The sequence below is a fragment of the Oenococcus sp. genome, assembly GCF_047725585.1.
Taxonomy (GTDB): Bacteria; Bacillota; Bacilli; order Lactobacillales; family Lactobacillaceae; genus Oenococcus; species Oenococcus kitaharae_A.
Window position 1 is genome coordinate 150,642 of the sequence record NZ_JBDNNF010000001.1, and the last position, 23,115, is coordinate 173,756.

23 protein-coding genes are annotated in these 23,115 nt (G+C 40.0%); 7 read left to right on the forward strand and 16 right to left on the reverse strand.

What is annotated here, in order from left to right; translation table 11 throughout:
* Nucleotides 1-51: 51 nt before the first annotated feature.
* The 15 genes from ABF487_RS00700 to ABF487_RS00770 all read right to left on the reverse strand — a co-directional run bounded on the left by ABF487_RS00700 (nt 52) and on the right by ABF487_RS00770 (nt 14,475).
* Entirely contained in the window at nt 52-699 is a 648-nt protein-coding gene (locus ABF487_RS00700) for an acyltransferase (protein WP_415634202.1), read from the reverse strand.
* On the reverse strand, nt 692-1,846 hold the full coding sequence (locus ABF487_RS00705) for a glycosyltransferase family 4 protein (protein ID WP_415634203.1): 1,155 nt from the start codon (nt 1,844-1,846) through the stop codon (nt 692-694). Before ABF487_RS00705 ends, ABF487_RS00700 begins: the two co-directional genes overlap by 8 nt.
* Nucleotides 1,843-3,033 (reverse strand): beta 1-4 rhamnosyltransferase Cps2T, encoded by a 1,191-nt coding sequence (cps2T, locus tag ABF487_RS00710; protein ID WP_415634204.1) that lies wholly within the window; start codon nt 3,031-3,033, stop codon nt 1,843-1,845. The genes ABF487_RS00705 and cps2T overlap by 4 nt, the downstream gene beginning before the upstream one ends.
* A 561-nt stretch (nt 3,034-3,594) precedes the next feature.
* Nucleotides 3,595-4,011: a hypothetical protein gene (locus tag ABF487_RS00715; RefSeq protein ID WP_415634205.1), complete on the reverse strand. Its 417-nt coding sequence runs from the start codon at nt 4,009-4,011 to the stop codon at nt 3,595-3,597.
* An 87-nt stretch (nt 4,012-4,098) separates the two neighbouring features.
* Nucleotides 4,099-5,187 (reverse strand): hypothetical protein, encoded by a 1,089-nt coding sequence (locus tag ABF487_RS00720; RefSeq protein ID WP_415634206.1) that lies wholly within the window; start codon nt 5,185-5,187, stop codon nt 4,099-4,101.
* 144 nt (nt 5,188-5,331) lie between these two features.
* Nucleotides 5,332-5,622: a helix-turn-helix domain-containing protein gene (locus tag ABF487_RS00725; RefSeq protein WP_415634207.1), complete on the reverse strand. Its 291-nt coding sequence runs from the start codon at nt 5,620-5,622 to the stop codon at nt 5,332-5,334.
* 24 nt (nt 5,623-5,646) lie between these two features.
* The gene (locus tag ABF487_RS00730; protein ID WP_415634208.1) at nt 5,647-6,003 is read right to left on the reverse strand and encodes a type II toxin-antitoxin system RelE/ParE family toxin; all 357 of its coding nucleotides are present in this window, start codon (nt 6,001-6,003) and stop codon (nt 5,647-5,649) included.
* A gap of 188 nt (nt 6,004-6,191) precedes the next feature.
* On the reverse strand, nt 6,192-7,094 hold the full coding sequence (locus ABF487_RS00735) for a phosphotriesterase (RefSeq protein WP_415634209.1): 903 nt from the start codon (nt 7,092-7,094) through the stop codon (nt 6,192-6,194).
* An 18-nt stretch (nt 7,095-7,112) separates the two neighbouring features.
* The gene (gene dgoD, locus ABF487_RS00740; RefSeq protein WP_415634210.1) at nt 7,113-8,258 is read right to left on the reverse strand and encodes a galactonate dehydratase; all 1,146 of its coding nucleotides are present in this window, start codon (nt 8,256-8,258) and stop codon (nt 7,113-7,115) included.
* Between the two features lie 38 nt (nt 8,259-8,296).
* Complete coding sequence (locus ABF487_RS00745; protein WP_415634211.1) at nt 8,297-9,580, reverse strand: PTS galactitol transporter subunit IIC; 1,284 nt, start codon at nt 9,578-9,580, stop codon at nt 8,297-8,299.
* 33 nt (nt 9,581-9,613) lie between these two features.
* Nucleotides 9,614-9,916 (reverse strand): PTS sugar transporter subunit IIB, encoded by a 303-nt coding sequence (locus ABF487_RS00750; RefSeq protein ID WP_415634212.1) that lies wholly within the window; start codon nt 9,914-9,916, stop codon nt 9,614-9,616.
* Nucleotides 9,909-10,382, reverse strand: coding sequence for a PTS sugar transporter subunit IIA (locus tag ABF487_RS00755; RefSeq protein WP_415634213.1), 474 nt, complete (start codon nt 10,380-10,382; stop codon nt 9,909-9,911). Before ABF487_RS00755 ends, ABF487_RS00750 begins: the two co-directional genes overlap by 8 nt.
* A 13-nt stretch (nt 10,383-10,395) precedes the next feature.
* Nucleotides 10,396-11,019 carry a bifunctional 4-hydroxy-2-oxoglutarate aldolase/2-dehydro-3-deoxy-phosphogluconate aldolase gene (locus ABF487_RS00760; RefSeq protein ID WP_415634214.1) on the reverse strand — a complete coding sequence of 208 codons (624 nt, stop codon included), beginning with the start codon at nt 11,017-11,019 and terminating at the stop codon, nt 10,396-10,398.
* A gap of 14 nt (nt 11,020-11,033) precedes the next feature.
* Nucleotides 11,034-13,115 carry a BglG family transcription antiterminator gene (locus tag ABF487_RS00765; RefSeq protein WP_415634215.1) on the reverse strand — a complete coding sequence of 694 codons (2,082 nt, stop codon included), beginning with the start codon at nt 13,113-13,115 and terminating at the stop codon, nt 11,034-11,036.
* Between the two features lie 517 nt (nt 13,116-13,632).
* A complete protein-coding gene (locus tag ABF487_RS00770; protein WP_415634216.1) occupies nt 13,633-14,475 on the reverse strand; it encodes a MurR/RpiR family transcriptional regulator in 843 nt (280 codons plus the stop codon).
* A gap of 134 nt (nt 14,476-14,609) precedes the next feature.
* Between ABF487_RS00770 and ABF487_RS00775 the strand changes: the two genes are divergently transcribed.
* The 4 genes from ABF487_RS00775 to ulaG are packed head-to-tail and all read left to right on the forward strand — an operon-like array spanning nt 14,610 to nt 17,768.
* Nucleotides 14,610-15,068: a PTS sugar transporter subunit IIA gene (locus ABF487_RS00775; RefSeq protein WP_415634217.1), complete on the forward strand. Its 459-nt coding sequence runs from the start codon at nt 14,610-14,612 to the stop codon at nt 15,066-15,068.
* A gap of 1 nt (nt 15,069) precedes the next feature.
* Nucleotides 15,070-16,389 (forward strand): PTS transporter subunit IIC, encoded by a 1,320-nt coding sequence (locus tag ABF487_RS00780; RefSeq protein ID WP_415634218.1) that lies wholly within the window; start codon nt 15,070-15,072, stop codon nt 16,387-16,389.
* A 21-nt stretch (nt 16,390-16,410) separates the two neighbouring features.
* Nucleotides 16,411-16,698 carry a PTS sugar transporter subunit IIB gene (locus ABF487_RS00785; RefSeq protein WP_415634219.1) on the forward strand — a complete coding sequence of 96 codons (288 nt, stop codon included), beginning with the start codon at nt 16,411-16,413 and terminating at the stop codon, nt 16,696-16,698.
* Nucleotides 16,695-17,768: an L-ascorbate 6-phosphate lactonase gene (gene ulaG, locus ABF487_RS00790; RefSeq protein ID WP_415634220.1), complete on the forward strand. Its 1,074-nt coding sequence runs from the start codon at nt 16,695-16,697 to the stop codon at nt 17,766-17,768. The genes ABF487_RS00785 and ulaG overlap by 4 nt, the downstream gene beginning before the upstream one ends.
* A 183-nt stretch (nt 17,769-17,951) precedes the next feature.
* On the opposite strand, the gene ABF487_RS00795 is transcribed toward ulaG, so the two are convergent.
* Nucleotides 17,952-18,719 (reverse strand): hypothetical protein, encoded by a 768-nt coding sequence (locus ABF487_RS00795; protein WP_415634221.1) that lies wholly within the window; start codon nt 18,717-18,719, stop codon nt 17,952-17,954.
* A 457-nt stretch (nt 18,720-19,176) separates the two neighbouring features.
* Here ABF487_RS00795 and ABF487_RS00800 point away from each other — a divergent pair, with 457 nt between their 5' ends.
* The 3 genes from ABF487_RS00800 to ABF487_RS00810 are packed head-to-tail and all read left to right on the forward strand — an operon-like array spanning nt 19,177 to nt 23,107.
* The gene (locus ABF487_RS00800) at nt 19,177-21,231 is read left to right on the forward strand and encodes a BglG family transcription antiterminator (RefSeq protein ID WP_415634222.1); all 2,055 of its coding nucleotides are present in this window, start codon (nt 19,177-19,179) and stop codon (nt 21,229-21,231) included.
* Nucleotides 21,212-21,664: a PTS sugar transporter subunit IIA gene (locus ABF487_RS00805; protein ID WP_415634223.1), complete on the forward strand. Its 453-nt coding sequence runs from the start codon at nt 21,212-21,214 to the stop codon at nt 21,662-21,664. Before ABF487_RS00800 ends, ABF487_RS00805 begins: the two co-directional genes overlap by 20 nt.
* A gap of 21 nt (nt 21,665-21,685) precedes the next feature.
* Complete coding sequence (locus tag ABF487_RS00810) at nt 21,686-23,107, forward strand: PTS galactitol transporter subunit IIC (protein ID WP_415634224.1); 1,422 nt, start codon at nt 21,686-21,688, stop codon at nt 23,105-23,107.
* Nucleotides 23,108-23,115 lie beyond the last annotated feature (8 nt).

The following is a 23,115-nucleotide window of genomic DNA, read 5'->3' on the forward strand; positions in this document are numbered from 1 at the left end:
TCTATTCAGTTTTCTCCTTTAGTAGTCGGTTGAATAATAATATTCATGAAATTACGTTCGTCTTTTAATATACCTTTCTCGCTTATCAATTAATATAGATTTGGCGCTTAAATCTCGGCTAACCAGGCTGCCAGCACCGACGATCGCACCTTTTCCAATTCTGACACCATCAAGAATGACCACATTAGTGCCAATCCAGACATCGTCTTCAATCACAATTCCCTTCTGGTTCACGCCCTGTTCTTTGATTGATTGACTGCTATCAGCAAAATTATGGTTCTCGGCAATCATCGAGACATTGGGACCGATCATCACATTGCTGCCAATTTTGATTGATCCGGAACAACCAACAAAGCCCATCGGTCCGATCGAACTATTGTCCCCCATCTCCAAACCAAAGCCGATGTGTCCAACGCCATAATAAGAGCTGGGCCGAATCTGTGTGCCATAACCAATCGTCACATTATTGCCAAGAACGATGTCGTGTGTTGACAACCCTTGAACTTCGCTTAAAGCCTCGAATTTGACATTTCTGCCCACATGAATATGCCGCCGATTATGAAGAGAAACATGTTTGCCAATAAACAGCAAACCTTTACTGTCTGCTAAAAAAATTCGGCACCAAAAACCTCTCAATATTTTAATAGCCGTCTCTCGACAAATATTTAATTTTTGCAAGACTGTTAGTCTATTATTCATTAGCCAAAACACCCGTATAAATATCAGAAATTTTTTGACAAAAGGTTTCTATGTCAAAATTATCCGCAATTCTTTTTCTAGCCGCTTTGCCTATTTTTTCTGCCAATAATCTATCCTCAATCAAACCCATCATCGCAACCGAGACTGCCGTTAAATTCCCAAGCGGTACGAGAATCCCTGATTTTTTGTCTTCGATAATTTCTTTTGGCCCGGACACATCATAAGCAATCACGGGCTTTGACCAGGACATCGCCTCTGCAACAACCAGAGAGAACGCTTCACGACGGTTGCTCGTCGAAACAAAGACATCTATCGTCCGATAGACTTTGGCTACATTTTGCTGAAAACCTAAATAATGTATCTTGTCTCTAAAAGGAAACTGGCTAATGGCTTTTTTAAGCTCTGCCTCGCGCCAAGCCTCGCCTCGAAAAGCGTTGCCCGAGAAAATAATCTGCATCTTTGGAAATTTTGGCATCAGTGCCGCGGCGGCCTGCAAGAAATCCATCTGGCCCTTCCAAGCATTGATTCTTCCTATATGGCCAAAGACAAAAGCATCTTCAGGGATCTGTAGTGAGGACCTGAAATCCGACTTTTGGCGTAAATCCGGAATCAGGATACCATTATAGACGACAGCAATTTGCCCTGTCTTGCTATAGCCAGCTTTTGTCAGGTTATCTTTCACCGCCTGAGAGACGGCAATGATTTTATCGGCATATCTAGCAGATAGAAAAGCCGTTAACCGCCACAAGAATTTAGGCTGTTCAATAATCTCATGTACATGCCAGACCAAGGGCTTATGAATGCGTCTTTTTAATAGAATGCCCTCCAGCACCGCCAAAGTGTTTACGTGAATAAGATCCGCCTCATACTTTTTTGCGAGCTTGGCCAAAGCTGTGACCGAAGCAGTGTAATGACGTACATAATCGAAGATACCCTTAGGATTGAAATATTTTCTTCGTAATATCGGATAAGCGACGACTTCTGCAATGATGCCGGACGCCTTCAGTGCATCAAGTAAAGGGCCTGCCTCTGGTAAAATCACGATCGGCCGAAATTGTTTTTTGTCCAGTCCTGTAACTAGATTTAGTAAGACTTTATCAGAGCCATAAAGTTCGGCACTCGCATGGAGATAGAAAATATTTTTCATTGGACAAACAGGCTTTCGTATTTATCCACAATGTGGCTCCAGGTAAATTCATCTGTAACGCGCTTCTCAGCGGCTTCATCATAAGCCTCGATTTGATCATCGCTGAGTCGCCCAGCTAAATTAATCAAATGAGCCAATTGGCCAGCCTGCTTATTCCAATACAGTGCGGCATCCTCTGCAACATTTCGATTGAAGGGCACATCAATAAGCAGATTCAGTCTAGTCATTGACAAAGCTTCCAAAAGACTTGGGTTGGTGCCGCCGACCTCGTGTCCGTGCAGATAGGCAAAGGCATTTTGACGAATATATTTTAGAAGTTCCTGGTCATAGACCGTACCGACAAATTTAATTCGGGAATCATTCTCAAAATGCGTCTTTTTTTGCAGCTGCTTAAAAAATTTATTCTTGCGAACATTTGTCACCAGAACGAAATCTTTTTTTGTTCGGCTAGCAATAAACTCCTTGATCATTGTCTCGAAATTATTCTCGGGTACAAAGCGCCCAACAGCCAGAAAATAGCCATTTTGTTGTACGTGGAAACGATTGAACCACTCATAAACTTTCTCATCTTCTGCATTCAGTAGTGAGCCGATTACGTATGTGCCGTACGCAATGCAAATTGTCTTAGGCTTTAGATTTGCGTAAGTCTTTTGTATGTAAGTTTCGATAGCTGGGTTGTCCGCAATGACTAAATCCACCGCCGCAACCATCTTCTTTTCAGAATAACGCCAATATTTTTTGACGAGAAGCGGCCATTTGGCCCTGGCCCATTCATGACCATCGGGATTGAGATAAAATTTTCCACCAATGTGGTGTATTTGTCTAGCGAATTTGGCAGCAAAGGGACCGATGCGATTAGCTAGTACGTAGAAGATCGGTTCGAAATCATGATTTTGGGTACTAATAGCGATGGCTTCTTTTAAGGCTAGATAATCATAGAGCACTGCTTGAGCCGGACCGATATGGGGCACTTTGATCGAGAAAACATCGGCGCCATTATGTATAAAATGATTATTTTTTTCGGACTCCGGACTATTATCGTAGCGGCTTGCAACATGATAACAAATCTGCGTATTCTTGCGCTCCTCTGTCAATTTTTCGACAAAGGTCTCAAAACCGCCGTAATTTGCAGGAATCCCCTTCGATCCAATAATATAAACTTGCTGAACTTTTTTAATATATCCCATACAAACTTTCTGAATTATAATTTGAGAAAACCGGCCCCCGGCGGAAGTGGTATCAAAAAAACAATATTCTCAACAACCTTAGTAACTAATTGTAAATCATAAAATTATGATTTGTAGGATTTAAAAAACGAAAATACAATTTCTTTCTAAGTAATCATAAAAAAAGAGCATAAGTATCGGCTTTGTATCTACATATTTGAGCAGACTTGGGACTTTTGTATCAGTCCATCTCATTTCCAACGATTTCAAAAAAATTATGGCAAAATTACGCCATCTAGAAGTTCAACCCCTAAATATAAAACCAGAATAAAAAGACCGCCCTATTGTGCGTGAACTAAGTTCAGAGGCCTAGGCAGTTCTGTTGATATTTATCATACATGATTTTGGATTCATAACTAGTATTTTTTCAACATTTGTTATCTTACACGGCCAGATATATTCCAAGAGTTTCTCCAAAAACAAGTCTGCCTTAATAGCGATGATCTATTCTTCTAAACCATATATATTTTCCAAAAAAATCAGTGATATTACCAACCTTTCAGAAGTCTTTTCAAAAAACACCTAGTTTTTTTCTTGAGAAACCAGATACATAGCAACCAAGTATTGAAAATAAATTTCTCTATCGCTGCTGCCAAGAGGGTCAATAACATAGTATTGATTCAAAATGGGTATCATTTCTAGCAGCATAGCGATAGCCCATTCAGCGTTAGTGGCGTTAGCACCGGTTTCCCAGTTAGATTCGCTCATCCAAGCCTTACCTTTAGCAGTGAGCTTTGTTACAGCACTCCCAGCTGAATAAGCATCACTTGAAGACAAGTATTCATTGATTTTACTTATTTGATAATGAAAATCCTGACCAGCGGTATCGCGAATTGCTTGAGTATCGGGATGAAATAAGTCAAGTGGATCATCAGCAGATATCCATACACCAGCGTTTAGTTGCATATTTTGTAAAGCACTTGCATAATCGAAAACCAATTTTTCAACCGCCGTTCGGAAAAGATCAGTCTTTGGATTAGAATGAGTCTTGAGAAATGTGAGCAATCCGTACGTCTGTTCTAGATCCTAAGAAATATATTTTTGACCACTACTGTCTTCATTTCTTTCCACTCTCCTTGGAAATCTTTTTTCAGTTTCTTCTAAAAGGATCTCAAAATACTTTTTATTTAATGCGGTTGGTAAATGAATTTTTGTTGTTTGCAATAATTTGATAGTTTTATTTAATTCTTCAGAAAGGGCTAGTGACAATTTATCTAGAGACTTCAAAGCAATTTTGACCGGCCATAAGATATCTCGTTCCAAAAAAACATCGTGCCAATGCGTCAGTTCACCTTGCCGATTTAAAGCTAAAACTACATCACTGTGATGATGAGAAGTATCCAATCTGAAACTGCTAGAAAGTTGAGTATCTTCTAACCATCGTCCTGTTTCTTTTGTAAATCCAAATTTAGGAAAACTTGTGGTTCCCATAGGATGAGCCAGAGTCAGACTTCTAATCAAACGAAAATACTCAATGGTATCTGCCTCATCTAAAGTGATGGCGGATTTAAAAGAGAGATTACAATCTCCTAATAGTTCCCGTACATATTTGAATAAAAATTTGTCCACCGCATCAATTATGAAATCTGCTTTTATGACAAGCTGATACCAGGAATCTAGTTTGAACTCATTTCGATTGGCCAGAGTAATGATGTGGTTTATATCATCAATTGCGTAATTAATATTAACTTTAGCCCCAAATATCTGCTCCGCTGTAGCCGAAGGATGGAGATCCAAATATTCATTTGTTACATCATTTAATTGAATATAGCTGGTATTGGAGATCTTTTCTATCTGAGGTTCTCTCAATACAAATTCGTGATCTTTCATATAGCTCTCTAGATGCTCTCGATCTCGAAAAGAGTATCGTGTTTTGCGACTGCATTTATAATATTTTTTTACACCTTTAAAATCTTGCAAATCATTTATTATTTTCTGCGTCTTGTCATTAGGCTCACCAGTATACGCAAAACTATTCAGGCGTTTCAACGTACTCATACTAACGCCACTTAAGATTGCAAGCCCGTGATAAGAAATGTTCAATTGATTTTTCAAAAAAGAAACATCTGCCATGAGTACATATGGAATTTTTAACGTTCCTAAATGTTCGTTCATATCCACTCTTTTCTCATCATTGTTGATCATTTTTGTTCAAGAAACTGGCCTTCTACACAGGGATTGAAGTGGCAACAATAAAAGTGCCTGGCATATTGTCCTGTTCAACACTGGTGAAGTACAGGAACCAACAACCGTAAGCATTCATACAAATCTGATTTGGAGACGCTTCCCTAAATTATTAGCTATTTCTTCAATAGTTCCAAAGGAAGGATTGACGTTTCCGCTCTCAATTCTGGCAATCGTTGACTGCGGTTTTCCTAATCTTTCAGCTAGTTCTCTTTGGCTGAGGCCCGCTTGTTCTCTTAAATTTCTTATTTTAATCGCAAGATCTAACCTTTGGCTCTCTTTTTGAATAGCTTGTTTGAATCCGGGTTCTTGACTTTCTCTTTCTGCAATGTATTCATCAATGTTATCAATAACTCTTTTTGGCATGCCTATTCTCCTTTGTGAAATCAGTTAATTATTATTTTCCATAAATCTATCCCGTCTCTGTCTACCTTTCTCTAATTCTTTAGAGGGTGTTTTATCGCTTTCCTTTTTAAAGCCATGCGTGATCACATATTGGTTTGCCTCGAAATGAAAATAGATGCCTCTCAAATACTCTTTCCCAATTCTTGTACGAATTTCATATAAATTGTCTTCTAATTTGGCTGCCCATTGCATTTTAAAAGCCTCTTGCAATCCAACTTCTTGAATCTTTTTGATTACAGAAACTAGTTTGATTCTTTCATTCTTGGGTAGAGAATCCAAGAAATCGGCAAAGTCCGAACGTCCCTCTGAGTTTTTGTCGAAAATAAATTGAACTCTCGTCAAACTTGATGATAGCATATAAGCTATCACATGATTTCCCTACGAAACCAAATTCGGCGAGATTTGGAAAAAGGCGTGAAATTATTAGATTGGTACCCACAGTGATACGTTTATCAAACAAAACAAAAACCAGAGAGTTAATCATCTCTGGTTTATGAATTAGAAATGAATCATATGAATTGAAATAAAAATTAGCTCACAAGAATCCGAGCTGGATTGCTTGTAATCATCTTCTGATAATCTGATTCTGAAATTTTATCCAATAACGCTGTTTTGAGATCGGTCAGGATATAACGTAAGCCTGGCTGGCCACCATAAGCAATCAAATATTTTTTTCTTCCCATATCACCAGCCAAGCATATGTGATCAGCAAATCCATCAGCGACTAGCTGAGCAATCATTGATACTCGCAATGCATCATGATCTTCTAGGTGACGCCCAATATGATCAAAACTGACACTGGCGCCGGTGTCACAAATATGTTCAATATAATCGACATCTTCCGCCAAATCTACATGGCTCAAACACACATGAGTTAAATCAGCCCCGGCTTTTTTCAGGCCTTGCAACTGCTCTAATCCCATAGTTCCACCGTCGCAATGCGTGATAATTGGAATATGAGTATCTCGTTGTACTTGTCCTTCAACGTCAATAAGTCTGCTTTCAGCCTTCGTAATTTCATTCAAACTTGTACCAAGTTTCATAGCCCCTGGCAATATATGGTCACCACCAATACCATTTTCAATTTCGTTGACAAGAAACTGGTAGAGTGCTTGGCCAGACATAGCCGCTAACCACTTTGGCTGGAACTGTTCCTTATGGAAACCTGTCACGCAAATTATATTGACATTAGCGGCTTGTGCAATTTTACGAAGAAGCATAGGGCTACGGCCGTAATTAATTGGCGTTAAATCAACTAATGTACTGCCACCAGCATTTTTAAACGAAATTGCCTCAGACACATTCTTGTCAAGATTATCTAATGTGTAATCTTCATGCTCAGGCAAAGCATCAGGATAGACGTAAAGATGTTCATGAATATAAGTAACACCTAGCGCGTCATCTTTAATTTTCCCCTGTACTGTGTTAATCATAATCTCGCTCCTGCGCCCTTACCACTCAGCTATTGTGCCGTCATAGTTCTTCCATTTAGGGTTGGTCCAAACAAGTCCTTCTTGAGCAACTTCTTTAATTTTGTCTTCATCCATATCAATACCAAGCCCCGGGCCTGTAGGGAGTTCCACATAACTATCTTTATATTGAAAGATTTCTTTATTTTTAACAAAATCAAGCAGATCAAATCCTTGATTATAATGAATCCCCAGACTTTGTTCCTGAATAAAGACATTCGGTGTGCAGGCATCCAGCTGCAGAGTGGCAGCCAAGGCCACAGGGCCATAGGGTGCGTGTGGTGCCACGGCCATATCATAAGCTTCGGCCATGGCGGCAATTTTTCTTGCCTCAAGGATGCCGCCGCACATAGCTACATCCGGTTGAACAATATCGATTGCCCCTTGATTAAATAGTTCTTTAAATTGCCAGCGTGTATACAAGCGCTCCCCAGTGGCAAGAGGAATTGAGACCTCGCGTGCAATATCGTCAAAAGAATCCCAATTTTCTGGCAGCACCACCTCTTCAAGAAACATGGGATGGTAGGGCTCCAGAGCCTTAGCCAAGACTTTGGCCATTGGGCGATGAACACGGCCATGAAAATCAATCCCAATCTCTAAAGCATCCCCAACGGCATCTCGGATAGATTTAACACGATCTACCACAGCCGTCATCTTGTTATAAGAATCAATATAATGCAATTCAGATGTTGCGTTCATTTTAATCGCTGTAAAACCGAGATCCACGCGTTTCTTAGCTTGTTCAGCCACATCGCTAGGACGATCGCCGCCAATCCAGGAATACACGCGAATCTTATCGCGAGCCGGACCGCCGAGCAGTTCATAGACTGGCACACCGAGCGCTTTGCCCTTAATATCCCAAAGCGCCATCTCTAGTCCAGAAATAATCGTGCCATTAATTGGGCCGCCTCGGAAAAAGGAACGGTGCATTTCCTGCCAAAGCTTTTCAATCTGATTGGGATCTCGGCCAATCAGTGTACGGCCAATCTCATAAGCACCACTGACAACTGTTTCTGTTTTGGTGCCGGAGATCATCTCGCCCCAACCAGAAATGCCTTCGTCAGTCATCACTTTGACAAAAATCCAACGAGGCTTAACTTTGTAAACAATCACATCTGAAATCTTCATAAAATTAAATCTTCTTTCCTACACTAAAATTTAAAAAATCAAATTCCCGGAATAATGGCTTTAAAGAAATTTACAATCTCATACCAGATAAAGGACATAATATGTGTGCCTGCATCCTCAGTTGAAACCATACTCATTCCCTTAGTCAATTTAAATCCACCTGCGAGTGCTAATTGTGTATGAACCGGTGCAAGGGCTGTTGCAATCCAAAGAACACCACACGTAATGATGATGGTGGACAGAATTCCACGAAATACGTTCCCCTTTCCAAACGCGACCGGCCATGCAGATAGCCACATTGCCTGATAAGCAATATCAGAAATTGGCAGCAGCTTATTCCCCGGCAAAACAGCAGCAATAATTAATGTGATTGGGACCATAATAATACCGCAGGCGATGGCTGACGAATTAGCAATCGTAAGCGCCGCATCGACACCGATCGTAAATTTATTTCCTGGAAAACGTTTATTCAATAGCTGCTTAACAGAATTTGCAAACGGAATTAATCCTTGCATCAAAATTTGCATCATTTTTGGTGTTAATACCATCGTTGCAGCCGTGCTCATGCCAATAACAAGTACCGTACCAAACGGTTCTTGAGCCAGCAGCCCAATTGCTAGTCCAATAATAAAACCCATGAATAATGGTTCACCAACAAATCCAAATCGTTTCTGAATTTTTTCTGGTCGTGCGTCAATCTTATTAATACCAGGAATAATATCCCATAATTTGTTCAGTAACCAAGCAATTGGTGCCCAGCCCACGGAATTAGCCGTTGGAAACGATATACCTTCTAGACCAAAATATTTTTGAGCTAATGGTGCAGTCCAATCAGCTAACTTGAAACTCACAGCGGCATCCAAACCAGCAACTATTAAGGAAATCCAGGCATTTTTTGTTAGATACCAAACTAAAGCACCAGTGAAGATATAGTGGTTATAACTCCAAAAATCTACCATAACCGTATTAGTGAGTTTAGTAACCAGCATTAATGCGTTTACTCCCAATACAACAAAGACAACGACTGCCGCCAGTGGAAAAGCCCAGGTTGCCGCGGCGCGAGCTGGCCAGCCAACATCCATAATGGATGTCTGAATTCCCCAATGCGCCACCATTGAATGTACTGATGGTCCAACTTGTGCAACGAACCAATTAATCACAATTGTGACACCGGCGAACCCAACACCGGTAGTTAAAGCAGATTTAATCAGCACATTCATCTTCACTCTGAATATCAAGCCCAGAACGAAGATAATGAGCGGCATCATGACCATTGGCCCAAGTTGGCTAATCCAATTTAGTGCATCAACAACAATTTGCATTTCTTTCACCTCTTATTATTGTTCTCAATAAAATTACGCCTTGAGTGCCTCAAGAATTTTTGCTTCGGCTTGATCTTCATTAACACCAGTAACGAAAGGTGTGCCACTAATCGTTTTCACACCATGTGTGACTGTCTCATCCAATTTTCCTGTTGGCACAATGAAATCAACTTTATTCGTTGATAGTTCTCCTTCGACTTCAGAAAACTTGCATTGAATAATATTAGGTTCTGGTAATCCGTTGTCGGCAGCGACTTCACGTACCTTGCCAGCGGCAACAGTTGATGTGATCATAGAAGAAGCACAGCAAACAATGACAGTTTTTTTATTATTCATGATATAAACCCCCAAACTCTTTAAACAATGTTTTCATTTTTTCCGTATCTGTTTCGTTCAGAATAGCCTGCAAATTTTGCTGGCTTTGAACAATTTTCATAATATATTGCAGCATTTCAGGTTGTTTTTCAGCATTGTTGAATAAGATCATAATCGCTAAATTCACAGGAATCGTCTTATCAAAATCATCCATTTGGTGAAAAATAACTGGTTCTTGGAAAGTAGTTACAACAAGTTGTGTCACATTAGAATTCGTAAAATCAGTATGTGGAATCGCCACTTTAATCGCTCCAGTATCGAGACCTGTGGGATATTTCTGCTCGCGCTGAAGGATATTACCCAAAAATTGCTCCTTCACTTTGCCTTCTGGGAACAAGTGATTATACATATCTTCAAAATATTCTTGCGGGTCTGAATATTTTTTGTTAATGAAGATATCCGATGTATCAATCAAATTTAAAACCATATTCATCCACCACTTATTTCGGTACCTTCCCGAGAAAATTACGAACAGATAGGCCAATACCTTGCTCATTCTTACCTTGAATATCTTTACGTTCAAACATGCCTGAGCCGATCCCCAAATAACTAGCACCATTCTCAAAGAATTCTGCAGCGTTATTAATATTTAAACCACCAACTGCCATCAAACGCAGCGTTCCCAAGGGGCCTTGTATCTGTCTAAAAAATTTTGATCCAACTGTTATGGCCGGGAAAATCTTAACGATATCTGCTCCTAATCGAAATTGATTGACGACCTCGGTTGGCGTCATGGCAGCGGGTATAGTTAATACATGTTTTTGTCGCGCAAGTTGAAAAGTAACAGCATCAAACGAGATAGGCCCTAGCATAAATTGTGCTCCGGCTTCAATAGCATCAGAGGCCTGTTTCACATTCAAAATTGTGCCTACGCCGATGCTGACTAGTGTTCCGAATTGATTGTTGCCGTCACGTATGATGCGTAAATAGTCTGGATTGTTTGTTGTCACTTCAACGCCAACTCGGCGGTGGAAGCTTGCTAATACTTTAATGACTGTAAGTGCTTGGTCATATGTGTAGCCACGCATAATAGTCGTAATTTTCGGATAATCATTTATATCCACTTTGTCCTCCTTTTTTATAAAAGCTTATTCAATATTTGAAAAATCTTGAGTTCAGAACCTGCATTTGTAATTTCATTCAACAGGCCTTTATTCCCTGATAATGCAACCAATTGATTGACTGCCCGCAAATGCATATCCGTGTGGACGATCGCGATCGGCACGACGATTTTTATCGTTGAACAACCCGGAAAATCAAAATGGTCTTGAGCAACAAGGAATCCAAAGCCATCTCCAAGTGCGCCATATTCAGGTACTGTATGGGGAATAGCAATCACATTTTTTAAATAAGTTGAGTTATTATCATTTCTTGTTTGTTTAATTAATTGATCTACATATGCTGCTTGAATGATTTGTCCATTAACTAATGGGCGGCACGCCATTTTGATGGCATCTATCCAGGAAAGCGGTGATCGTGCTATCTGAATAAAATTCGGCTGTACATAAGAGGAGATAGCAGGCAATGTCTTGAATCTTTGCTGGTGAGGTGCTGAATAGTTTGAATAGTTCAAAAAATAATCAGTTAAAGTTTTTTTAAGCGCAGATTCGTCGACATTATCAGCATTTTCATGAACCATTTTCAAAATCTGTTTAACATCCCTGTCCGTACTCTGCGGATAAATATCCGTCAAGACTCTGAACCGTAACCTGGATCTTTCTTCCGGTGTCAAAACCGGGTTGACAATGTATTGTGGAATCTCAGTGTTCAACAAAGTCGTTGTAAAAACTAAGTCGTAATCAGATTGGTACTCATTAAATCTGCGCACCGAAGTAGCAGATACGAAATTAATTTCTGGAAAAACATCTCTCAGCATATTGATCATCAAACGTGCGAAGACCAGGCCGTTTGCGCACACAACAGCAGCTTTTTTCTTGATTAATGTGACACGATCTGTGTAATTACCCAATTCCGATCCCAAATAAAAAGCGATCAATTGAAGTTCATCTTTCGGTAGTTTTTTGCCGATCAATTTTTCTACCGGCCCAACACTGTCTCGGACTACATTCATGAGATAATCGTTTTGAGTAGGATCTTCAATCAGTTTTTCAAAATTAATATCATTTAATTTCAAGCCATATTTGGTTCGATAAATAGCCGGCAGCATATGCTCCGTTAATCTTCTAACAAAATCACTATGATTTTGGATCACGATATACGTCTTATTTTGAAAAGCATTCAGCATTTGCTGAACAGCTTCGATGAGTGCCGGCCTGCTGGTCAAAGATTCATTTTGTATGGTGTTCGCTGAAAGAAAAGCCAAAGCCAGCCATTCAATAAAAGCTTGCGAGTTGATATGCCAAGATTGTCGAGAAAATGTATTTTTTAAAAATGTGTATTCTCGAGATTCTGTTACTTCAACATTCTTTGGCAAACTATCATCAGATTCACCATGTTCCATGTGAGCAAGTACAAAACGTAATAAATTAGTCAGTAACTTAAAAGCTGTATCAGAGTACGAGATAACCAATGATCGTTCCATCGTCGAAACTAAATTTAAAGTACGCGACTTTTCAATTCCTGGTATTTGATCCAGGATAATTTCACCCTCTGAGTCAGCCAGCACGTCTCGAACAGTTTGAGAAAGATGTCCAAGAATCTGAAATTCTTGTCCCGCTATCTGATATCCGAATTTTCTAGAATGCGTGATTTCAATTTTTTCTTCTTGAAGGGTCTTGCTTGCTTGACGAATATCTTTTAGAAAAGTATTACTGCTGACCTTCAAAAAATCCGTAATATCATGAAGTCTGAGTCCGGAGGGATGGCTGGCTAATAAAATGAAAATGATCTTGACTCGAGTGAGTTCATCAAAATAATCTAATTTATCGCTTTTGCGATGTAAATTATTTATTGCAGTTGCAGGCAAAGGCCCCACATGCCCAATCAAGTATTCTCGGCTTTGCGGCTTTAATTCAAAACGACCAGTACGCAATTTTTTCAGCGGCTCAAGCTGCTGATGTCTCAAAATCAGATTAATCTTAGAAATTGCGTAATTCAGCTGACGATGAGATAAATTAAACTTGTCCTCAAGCTGCGTTGAAGTCGTATCAGGATTCGTCAGAATCGTAACCAATAAGGATAGAGGTCTCTGCTCAAGCAAATTTTTAACCCCCTTTCACTTTTCCAGTATAGGTACTTAAATTGTAACCGTTTTCATTTAGCCAATCGCTTTTGTCAGCAAACTAAACTAAAATTGTTTGTTAGTGCGAGTGGCGATCTGACTAGATGTTCTTACGTACATAAAAACCATCGCAATGATGCGATGGTTTTTAATTAAAATGATTCAAATTATGAGTATTGATGAAACAAAACAGTAGAAATCGTTGCATGCCAAGTAGTTCAAAACTGAAAATAATTAATAATTTGAAGGTGATGTTGATATGAGCAGATTGCTAGACATAGAAAATAAAATAAATCAATTGGGTGGCTCTGCTTTTCAACTTCTCTGCGACACTTATCTTAAAAAGAGTCTTTTCGCAGAATTGGAATATCATCCTTTAACTAATAAAAATACTATTCATAGATTAAAGGATAGGCCCGCCGGAGCTTATTTTTTAGCCGTACTGAACTTATCCGAAATTTACAGTTTAGCCCACCAAACGCGGCAATACCACAAATCAAGAAGTATGCTTTTTTAATATCGTTGATCGAATGCCTTGGAGAATCCGATCGGCAGAATGACCGAAGCGCTGGGCGACCAGCATATAGAGACAATCATTTATAGCCAGTTGGGAAGTCAGAGAAATTAAGGCCTCGGATCGGAATTGGAAATCTTCAGACACCGAGAAAAAACAGACCTGCCCGAATGCCGCTAGTGGTGAACTCGGAAAGCTTGTAATAACGATCATTGGAACATGGCGTTCCGCTAATGATTCCCCTAATTCCAATGTGTCGGAATCATTACCGGTATGAGAAATAATCACAGCACAATCTTGATCTGTTAACCGGGTCGTCTGCATCAAAGCCATATGATACTCCGTATCATAAATCAAAGTTAGAGGCACTCGTAAAAATTTGTGATAGGCATCCAAAGCCACAATGTTGGACCCACCCAATCCAAAAAAAGCGAGTTTATTGGATTTTACGATCATGTCCGTTGCTTTGCTAAGATCCTTTTCTTTCATCAAATTAAAAGTTCCGTTAAGTGTGGCAATGTTTTCGTCGAAAGTCTTCTTGGCCACCATCATTGGGCTGTCACCCTCGCTAATCGAAACATCAGATAAATTCTTTGAGTTAATTTGATTGGTAAAATCCCATTTGAATTGCGCAAAGTCCGTATAACCCAGGCGACGAATAAAACGGGAAATCGTCGATATTGAAACGCCGCTCGCTGCAGAAAAAGAACTCACATTTACAGGAATCTCATTGTTGGCAAGAGCCAAATAATCTGCGATCTTTTTTTGGCCTGAGCTTAATTTTGGATAAATGCTTTTGATTCTTTTAACAATACTCAGTTCCATTTCAATCCTCCAGGAGAACATTTTATCATTGCAATGAAAGCGTTTTCGTTTATAATAATAAATGAAAAAATGAATCAATTAAATTATACATTTTATGACTTATTTTTTCATATCATAGACGCATTGGAGGAGAAATGGAAGTTATTCCAAGATTATTACCTGATCAAATACAACTAAAGAAACATGCCGAAGATTGGCAATCGGCTCTTCAATTAGCAGCTAAACCACTATTAGCAGGGGGATACATTACAACAGAGTACGTGCAGAACATGATTGATTCTGTCAATAAATTAGGGCCTTATATTGTCATTTCACCTGGCTTAGCACTTGGCCATGCCCGGCCATCCAGTGCGGTAAAAAAGACAGGATTTTCGATTACAACTTTGGATGAAGCGGTTAAATTCGGCAACAAAGATAATGACCCAGTGGATTTAATTGTAATTCTCGCTTCGATTAACAATGTTGATCATTTAGCTCTCTTGCAAAAACTGGTGTCATTTCTTAATGATCCAAAGAATTTAACCTCTTTGCGTCAAATGACCACATCAGATGAAGCAACGAAAGTTGCGCAACAAATAAACGGAGATTTTTAACATGAAAATAATCAATTTTCTTGTCTATCAAGTCCTCAGCAATGAAACCATTTTTCTTGGTCTGATTGCTTTAATAGGATTACTTTTACAAAAAAAGAAGTTTCCTCAAGTAATCGATGGAACCGTTAAAACAATCATAGGTTTGACTGTTCTGTCTTCAGGGGCTGGTATACTGATCAGTTCACTCTCGCCAGTCGTCACGAAGCTAAACCAGACGCTGCACGTCAGAGGCGTTTTGCCAACTAACGACGCTGTATTCGGCGTGGTTCTAAGATTTGGCACAATCGCTAAGAATACTGTCATTACTTTTCTTTTGGCATTCTTTCTGCACTTGCTGCTAGTGAGATTGGCACGCCATCAAGTATTCAAAAACGCCTACCTGACAGCCCATCTTATGCTCTACCATGCAGCTTTTATGAATGTGACCCTGCCAATCGTCTTAAAAACAAATAGTTTTTGGACAATTGTAGTCGGTACCATTTTAAACGCAGCGTATTATACCTACTCACCAGCCATTACAAGAGTCTTAGCTCGTCCTTGGATGCATGATGTCTCAACATTAGGCTTCATGGATCAAGTGGGTTCGATCATTGCTCATTTCATCGGCAAATGGTTTGGCAGTACAAAACCTGAACAAGATGCCGACAACATGAAACTGCCAAAATGGGCTTCAATGTTCCGTGACAATACAATCGTTTTGTTCTTCTTGATGCCGATCATTTTCATTGGTATCGGATTAGCTGTTGGACAAAAAGGCATCCAAGCACTAGCTGGTACTGGTGCCGGTTCGACCAATTGGATCATTTGGTTAATTCTCGAAGGATTCACATTCACGGCTGGCATCGTCGTTTTGCTTCAAGGCGTCAGGATGTTTATCAACTCAATCGTGCCAGCCTTCAAAGGTATTTCTGATAAATTTCTGCCCGGCGCTATCCCAGCACTTGACGCACCAACCATTTTCCCATACTCCCCTATGGGCGGCATGTTCGGGTTCTTGGGCTCAACTGTCGGTTGTATCTTAGTGACTATCGCTACTATTATTTTTCGTTCGCCTGTCATAGTCTTTCCAAGTCCGATCATTATGTATTTTGATGGCAATGTCATGGGAGTCTTTGGAAACAAAGCTGGCGGCTGGCGTGGTGCTATCGCAGCCGGCTTAGTAACCGGTATTATCTCATCAGCCGCTGTCATCTTGTTCTACCCACTGACCGGTGCAGTCTACGGTAGTGGTTTAACCTGGTCCAATATCGACTATGCCGTCGTGTGGATGCCGATTATGTATCTTTTGAAATTAGTTCGTGGTGTGATTGTAGGATTCTAAAAAATTAAGGAGAATATCATTATGAAAATCGTTGCCGTATGTGGTTTAGGAGTTGGTTCTAGTATTATCGCAAAAATGAATATTGAAAGCATCCTTTCTGACGAAGATAAAAGTGATGTCACGGTAGATACTGTCGATCTCGGCAGTATTACCAGTGCACCAGCTGATATTTATGTCACTACTAGAGAATTAGCAGATGAGTTTCCTGAAGACCTCAAGGAAAAAACCATCGTCCTAACAAATTTTGTTGACAAAGCCGATATTAAAGCACACTTGGATCCAAAAATGGAGGAATTAGAAGGTAAATGACAGAAAGAAACATTAACCAAATTACTGAACAAACTTGGATTAATGAAGTGTTTCCGGAATGGGGTACGTGGCTAAACGAAGAAATTGACAGAACCACCGTTGCGAAAAACAAATTTGCTATGTGGTGGTTAGTAAATATGGGTCTTTGGATTAAATCTGATCATCAAACTAATTTAGCCATTGATCTCTGGTGCGGTACCGGTAAAACAACACACGACAAAGCAAAAATGTCGCCTAGACATCAGTGGTCTCGATTAACTGGTGGCAGAGAGATCCAACCCAATCTACGAGCACAGCCAATGGTTATCAACCCTTTTGCTATCCATAATTTGGACGCCTACTTGGTCACACATTTTCATCATGACCATATCGACATCAATGTTGCCGCTGCGATTCTGAAAAATGTCAAGAATCCTATCCCTTTTATTGGCCCCAAATATGTTGTCGATCAATGGATCAACTGGGGCGTTCCCAAAGCAAGATGCAAAGTGGTCAAACCGGGAGATGTGCTGCACATTAAGGATGTTGAAATAGATGTGACTGATTCCTTTGACCGATCTGTTTTGATTACTGACCCGGATAATGAGGAAATACCAGCCGATACAGAAGTACCGGATATGGACCTGAGATCGGTCAATTATGTGATTAAGACAAGCGCCGGTACGATATACGATGCTGGTGATTCGCATTTTTCATCTTACTTTGCAAAACATGGGCAAGATTTTGATATTGATGTGGCTATCGTTGCTTATGGCGAAAACCCTATTGGCATTCAAGACAAGATGACCTCTATTGATGTACTAAGGACAGCGGAAAATCTTAATACAAAGGTTATTATTCCGCTGCACTGGGACGTTTGGACCAATATGCTTGGCGATCCTTTTGAAGTCCAGAAACTTTGGCAGCTCAGAAAGGACAAATTTAATTATCAATTCCATCCTTTCTCATGGCTGCCCGGAGGAAAATTCACCTTCCCAGATGATAAAGATAAATTAGTCTATTATCACGAAAGAGGGTTTAAAGACAAATATACTTATCCGATCAATCTGCCTTACAAATCTTTCCTATAATTGTGTTTCCAACAGTTAAAATATAACTCCTCGGAAATCAAAATACCCTTATTATTTAAGCCGAACACGCTCACATAATAAGGGTATTTTAGTTCCCACATTTTTTTGAAAAATTCATCTGTGCCGTTTTCATAAGGCATTTACATCAAAAAACCGCCAACCCCAGCCAGCCAACCCCCCCGCTCACTCCACAGACACCACCACGTTCTGTGCTTCAATAATCTGCTGGTCATCGGCCTGCAATGTCTCGGAGAAGACCTTGATCAGCCTCTTGCCCGTTGGACGGAAGGTCAAGAAAGTCAGACCGCCGGACGCGATGCCGCCAATAATGGGAACCGTCTTGGTGACTAAGCTGGAAGCGGTCTTTTTAGTAACCTGTACACCGATGGCAGTGCCAATTTTTTTCATCAACGGATACCAGAATGTTTTTGTCAAAGCCGCCTGCAGCATTTTTTTGCCGGCAGTCGCGCCCAGCCCACGGGAAACAAGCATCAAGCCTGAATTAGCTGCAGCCACCCCGAGCATGGCACCTAAATACAGCATCACTTCTCGTTCGCCAGCTTCAGTCAAAGCACCATCTTCATTAAAAATGCTCGGCCGGCCAAACACATAAGCCACCTCTTGGGCCATGCGGACAGCAAAGGCAAAATACTGCAGAATATCCGCCGTTGCGCTGCCAGCCATAATCACAGGATTAGATGGCAATCCCGCGGCAAAAGAGAAAACCGTACTTTTCTCCGTATCATTCAGCACCACGCGATTAGCGATCTTAATCAGATCCTTGGCTTTATACAGGCTCTGCGGGCCCTGATCCACAAGTTGTGCCAATTCCGCGCCCTTCAGATGATTGAAAGTCTTCGCCAAAAAGGCTCTCCGATCTACCTTGACTCCTGGTAATTTAATCGCTTTTGAAACAATCTCAGGTAGGAACTGGTCCTCTTCTTCGTCCATCGTGCTCTCCATAATTTATTAACTTAAAAAGAAGTATACATTAAAAAACGCCATTCATTGATGAGGTTTTACATCGATCACCAACTATTAGGCAAATCAAGATCCCTCAATTGCACCCCACTGAGAAGTAATACCAGAACATGATTAGGGCATTATCCAAAACAAAGAAAATGTCCCACAGTATGCAGAAATCCCCTTGGGACCAACCATATAAACCCGCTGAACTTTCTTATCTCGTTTCACATAAACTTTCTAAAATTAAACTTGAAGAAAAATGCTCATCTCAGGCTGCCTATTAACATTCCGGCTCCAGCTGCAATATTCAAGCCAGGCACGATCTGCCAGATTTATATTCAAGGACATTTATTTGACTCGTGCTGCACAAAAATTGTAAGAAAGCGCATACATTTTGTACTAATTTAAAAATACAATGAAGTTGTCCCAAGGAGGAATTCTTTTGAATGATAGAGATACTGCAATTCTTACAGAGATTATTAAAAATCCAGGTTTAAGAAGCAAAGAATTGGAAGATAAATTCCACCTAACAAGGCGCCAGTTATCTTACTCTATTACTCAAATCAACAAAGAACTGGCGTACGCTAACTTGCCTCGCATACAACGCACACCCCTTGGGACAATTTCTGCACCAAGTGAAATAGCTAATTATCTTGTCGAAGACAAAAAGCTACCGCAGCAAAAATATGTCTATCACACGGAACAGCAACGTTCCATGATTATCATTCTATATATTTTAACTGCCCCGGGTCCCTTGTCCTTGATTAACATCTACCATCTGTTAAGCGTCAGCCAAGCTACCGCTGCCAAAGATATGAGAAACGTTAAAAATCTTTTAAGCAACCGTCATCTCGAATTAAAAAATAGCTGGCAGGATGGTTACTGGATAGACGGAGAAGAATTAGTACAGCGGTCATTAATCAATGAAACAATTTCTAGTCTGGAAAAATATACTGACAGTTCTCAGATAGTCAATCGCTTATCTACCATTTCTATCGATGAAATGATTCACTTCGTTCGACAAATGGAACATACAATTGGCAGCTCTTATTCTGACAATGCATTTAGGTATCTAATCTATTCATTACTTATGAACATAGCCAGAAATCGGTCAGGACGCGTGCAAAATACTAAATATTTTTTCAATCAGATTTCCGACACGAAAGAATTCAGAACAATTTCTCAATTAATTGATCCGAGTTGGGTTCAATCACAATCAGATATAGAGTGGATTTCCATCTTATTTCTTTCCGCTAATACGATTAAGGGTGAGTTTTCTTTCTCTGATTATACTGTTCTACAAGCTATTACCCAGATGGTAGCTGCTTTTGAGCAAAAAACACTCGTTAAAATTCAGAATCATGAAGAATTTGAGAAACGCCTGCTTGCTCATTTGAGACCAGCCGTTTATCGGGTCAAATATGGTTTACACCTTAGCGACATTGATACCTCTCGAATTTCCATCGAGGGACCTCAATATGAATTTTTAACTTCCAGTATTAGAAAAATCATTTCTCCTCTCGAAAAAATCGCAGGAAAAAAATTTCCAGAAGAAGAAGTTAAGCTAATCGTCTTTTATTTTGGTGGTGATTTAGAAAATGCGAAAAGTCTATCGGTGGTTAAACCAAAAGCTGCAGTTGTCTGCACGAACGGTGTCATTGTATCCAAACTTATGTTTCAAAATTTGGTTCATTTATTCCCTGAAATTACTTTCTTATCAGCAACTTCCGTACGAGATTTTGAAACGTTCTCTGCCGATTATGATTTAGTCTTTACGACTGTTCCGCTCAAAACTAGGGCCAGACAGTACGTCATACAGCCAGTCTCCTCTTCTGCGGATGCTATGAGATTACGGTATAGAGTGTTGAATGATTTCGGTCTCAAGAATATGGAACTTGCTTTAGACCAAATTACACAAATTGTTCGCAAGCATACAGAGTCCGTTGACATTTCGGGTCTTAAGGATGATTTAAAACAATGGCTTTCAGCGGAACAACCTACTGCCGGTATTCAAAAAGAACTTCCAGATTTATCTATGTATATTTCCCCACAACTTGTCCGTCTGATAGATAAAAAAGTTGACTGGCGCGATGCTGTACGACTTGCCACAGAGCCACTGCAAAAAAGCGGTATTGTGAATCAGGACTATTTAGATACTATTTTGGAAAATACGGAATCTAAAAGCAACTATAGTTTTCTGGGTTCACGGATAGCTATCCCTCATACGACAGCTGGCCATGGCATTATACAAGACGGCTTTGGTTTCAGTGTTTTCAAACGGGCCGTCAAATTCCCAACTGGACAAAATATCAGTATTATCGTACCAATTGCCATCCTAAATACAAAGAAACATTTGCGCGCGATTGAGCAACTGACGTCAATAGCAAGTGACGATGACCTAGTTAGTAAAATTATTTCTGCCTCAGATACAGAATCTATATATCGATTAATAAAAGTAAAAGAAAAGGAGATAAAAATTGACGTTAATAGACTCTAATCTAATTTTCACCAATATTGAAGCAGATGACAAAACCAGCTTGATTGATTTTTTGGCGAATAAATTATACAGCCGTGGCAATGTCAAGAGCACCTTTAAAAATGCGATTGAAAAGAGAGAACAAACATATCCAACTGGTTTGCCTACAGGGATTATCAAGGTAGCTATTCCACACACCGATGCTCAGTATGTTAATCAGTCGGCTATTGCCTTTGCAAATTTAGAGCATCCAATTGAATTTCAAAATATGGCTGCCAACAAGGAAGCCTTAAAAGTGTCGGTCGTGATGATGTTAGCAATTGCAGAACCACATGGCCAAGTTAAAACACTTGAAAAACTCATGTCTATTTTCCAAGATGAAACTCTTTTAAAGTTTTTATCTAGTGAACATGATTCAGAAAAAATTTATGAAAAACTTGTAACTCTTTTATAGAAGGAAAGATGGTGTTTATCAATGAAAGAAATTGTTAATTTCATTATGTACATAGTCAGTCTGGGGCCAACTGTGATGATCCCGATTGTCATGTTGATCTTTGGCTTGGCTGTCCGAGTACCATTTACAAAAGCCTTACGCGGCGGCCTCATGGTCGGTATTGGATTCATCGGTTTAAACGCAACTGTTTCCATTTTAACCAGCGTCATGAACCCAGCTATTCAAAACATGATTAAAATTATGCACATGAATCTTAAAGTCATCGATGTTGGCTGGCCATCAGCTAGTGCGATTGCTTACGGAACAGCCGTTGGCGTAAGCATTATTCCTCTTGGAATCTTAATCAATATCTTAATGCTGATTTCCAAGACAACCTCGACAATTGATGTCGATATCTGGGACTTCTGGCACTTCGCATTTTCCGGTTCATTGGTATTTGCATTGACACGAGACATTACATTCAGTCTTTTCTGTGCATCGATGAATATGGTCATCATTATGGTCATCGCGGATCGAACAGCCCCTCTGTCCGAGAAATATCTGGGGCTGCCAGGTATCTCCATTCCCCATGGCTATGCGGGTTCTTTCGTCCCGATTGCTCTTGTTATGAATTGGGTTCTTGAAAAAATACCCGGCATAAATAAAATTCATCTTGATGCCAAGGGTTTCAACAAAAAATTTGGCGCTTGGGGTGAACCAACATTATTAGGTTTCATTATCGGATGTGCGATTGGTACGTTAGCCTATGTTGCTGCCCCAGCGCTGTCCATTCCTGATAAGCTGGGCAGAATTATGCTGATGGGTGTCACATTATCAGCTGTGATGATCATTACCCCAAAAATGGCTGCCCTGCTCCTCCAAGGTGTTGTTCCTGTATCGGGTGCGATTCAGAAATTCACCCAAAAGAAATTTTCTGGAAAAAGAAAAATTTATATCGGAATGGATACTGCTGTAGGTATCGGAAGTCCGGTCGTATTAGCTTGTGCTTCTCTGATGATTCCAGTTGCTTTACTCTTTGCCTTTATCCTACCGGGTAATCAGTTCCTGCCAACGATCGGGCTAGTCGGATTTGTCTTCATGTTCCCATTAATCGTAGCAGTGTGCCATGGCGATTTCTTCCGCTCCTTTATCATTGGTGCAGTCAATGTCGTGCTAGGACTATGGATTGGGACTAATTTAGCACCACTCATTACCAACGCGGCACGTGCTGCTAAATTCTCCATTCCAAAGGGATCATCTTTAATCAGTAGTATTGATTATGGCTCTAATCCTTTCCCTTGGATTTTTGTTCACATTGCACAATTCAAAATTCTAGTCTATATCTTTGGCACAATTTTATGCGTCGGGCTGGCTCTTTGGAATCGAAAGAAGATTATCGAAGGCGAAAAAGCAGCAACCGTTGCAGCAGAAACACAATCAGAAAATGCTAAAGGAACGATTTAATATAACGA

What these genes read in the sequence shown, in the direction of transcription:
- ABF487_RS00770 (WP_415634216.1), bottom strand. Translation starts at nt 14,475, where the DNA reads ATGGAACTGAGTATTGTTAAAAGAATCAAAAGCATTTATCCAAAATTA.
- ABF487_RS00705 (WP_415634203.1), bottom strand. Translation starts at nt 1,846, where the DNA reads ATGAAAAATATTTTCTATCTCCATGCGAGTGCCGAACTTTATGGCTCT.
- ABF487_RS00785 (WP_415634219.1), top strand. Translation starts at nt 16,411, where the DNA reads ATGAAAATCGTTGCCGTATGTGGTTTAGGAGTTGGTTCTAGTATTATC.
- ABF487_RS00810 (WP_415634224.1), top strand. Translation starts at nt 21,686, where the DNA reads ATGAAAGAAATTGTTAATTTCATTATGTACATAGTCAGTCTGGGGCCA.
- ABF487_RS00745 (WP_415634211.1), bottom strand. Translation starts at nt 9,580, where the DNA reads ATGCAAATTGTTGTTGATGCACTAAATTGGATTAGCCAACTTGGGCCA.
- ABF487_RS00750 (WP_415634212.1), bottom strand. Translation starts at nt 9,916, where the DNA reads ATGAATAATAAAAAAACTGTCATTGTTTGCTGTGCTTCTTCTATGATC.
- ABF487_RS00780 (WP_415634218.1), top strand. Translation starts at nt 15,070, where the DNA reads ATGAAAATAATCAATTTTCTTGTCTATCAAGTCCTCAGCAATGAAACC.
- ABF487_RS00775 (WP_415634217.1), top strand. Translation starts at nt 14,610, where the DNA reads ATGGAAGTTATTCCAAGATTATTACCTGATCAAATACAACTAAAGAAA.
- ABF487_RS00700 (WP_415634202.1), bottom strand. Translation starts at nt 699, where the DNA reads ATGAATAATAGACTAACAGTCTTGCAAAAATTAAATATTTGTCGAGAG.
- ABF487_RS00720 (WP_415634206.1), bottom strand. Translation starts at nt 5,187, where the DNA reads ATGAACGAACATTTAGGAACGTTAAAAATTCCATATGTACTCATGGCA.
- ABF487_RS00755 (WP_415634213.1), bottom strand. Translation starts at nt 10,382, where the DNA reads ATGGTTTTAAATTTGATTGATACATCGGATATCTTCATTAACAAAAAA.
- dgoD (WP_415634210.1), bottom strand. Translation starts at nt 8,258, where the DNA reads ATGAAGATTTCAGATGTGATTGTTTACAAAGTTAAGCCTCGTTGGATT.
- ABF487_RS00725 (WP_415634207.1), bottom strand. Translation starts at nt 5,622, where the DNA reads ATGCCAAAAAGAGTTATTGATAACATTGATGAATACATTGCAGAAAGA.
- cps2T (WP_415634204.1), bottom strand. Translation starts at nt 3,033, where the DNA reads ATGGGATATATTAAAAAAGTTCAGCAAGTTTATATTATTGGATCGAAG.
- ABF487_RS00735 (WP_415634209.1), bottom strand. Translation starts at nt 7,094, where the DNA reads ATGATTAACACAGTACAGGGGAAAATTAAAGATGACGCGCTAGGTGTT.
- ABF487_RS00795 (WP_415634221.1), bottom strand. Translation starts at nt 18,719, where the DNA reads ATGGACGAAGAAGAGGACCAGTTCCTACCTGAGATTGTTTCAAAAGCG.
- ulaG (WP_415634220.1), top strand. Translation starts at nt 16,695, where the DNA reads ATGACAGAAAGAAACATTAACCAAATTACTGAACAAACTTGGATTAAT.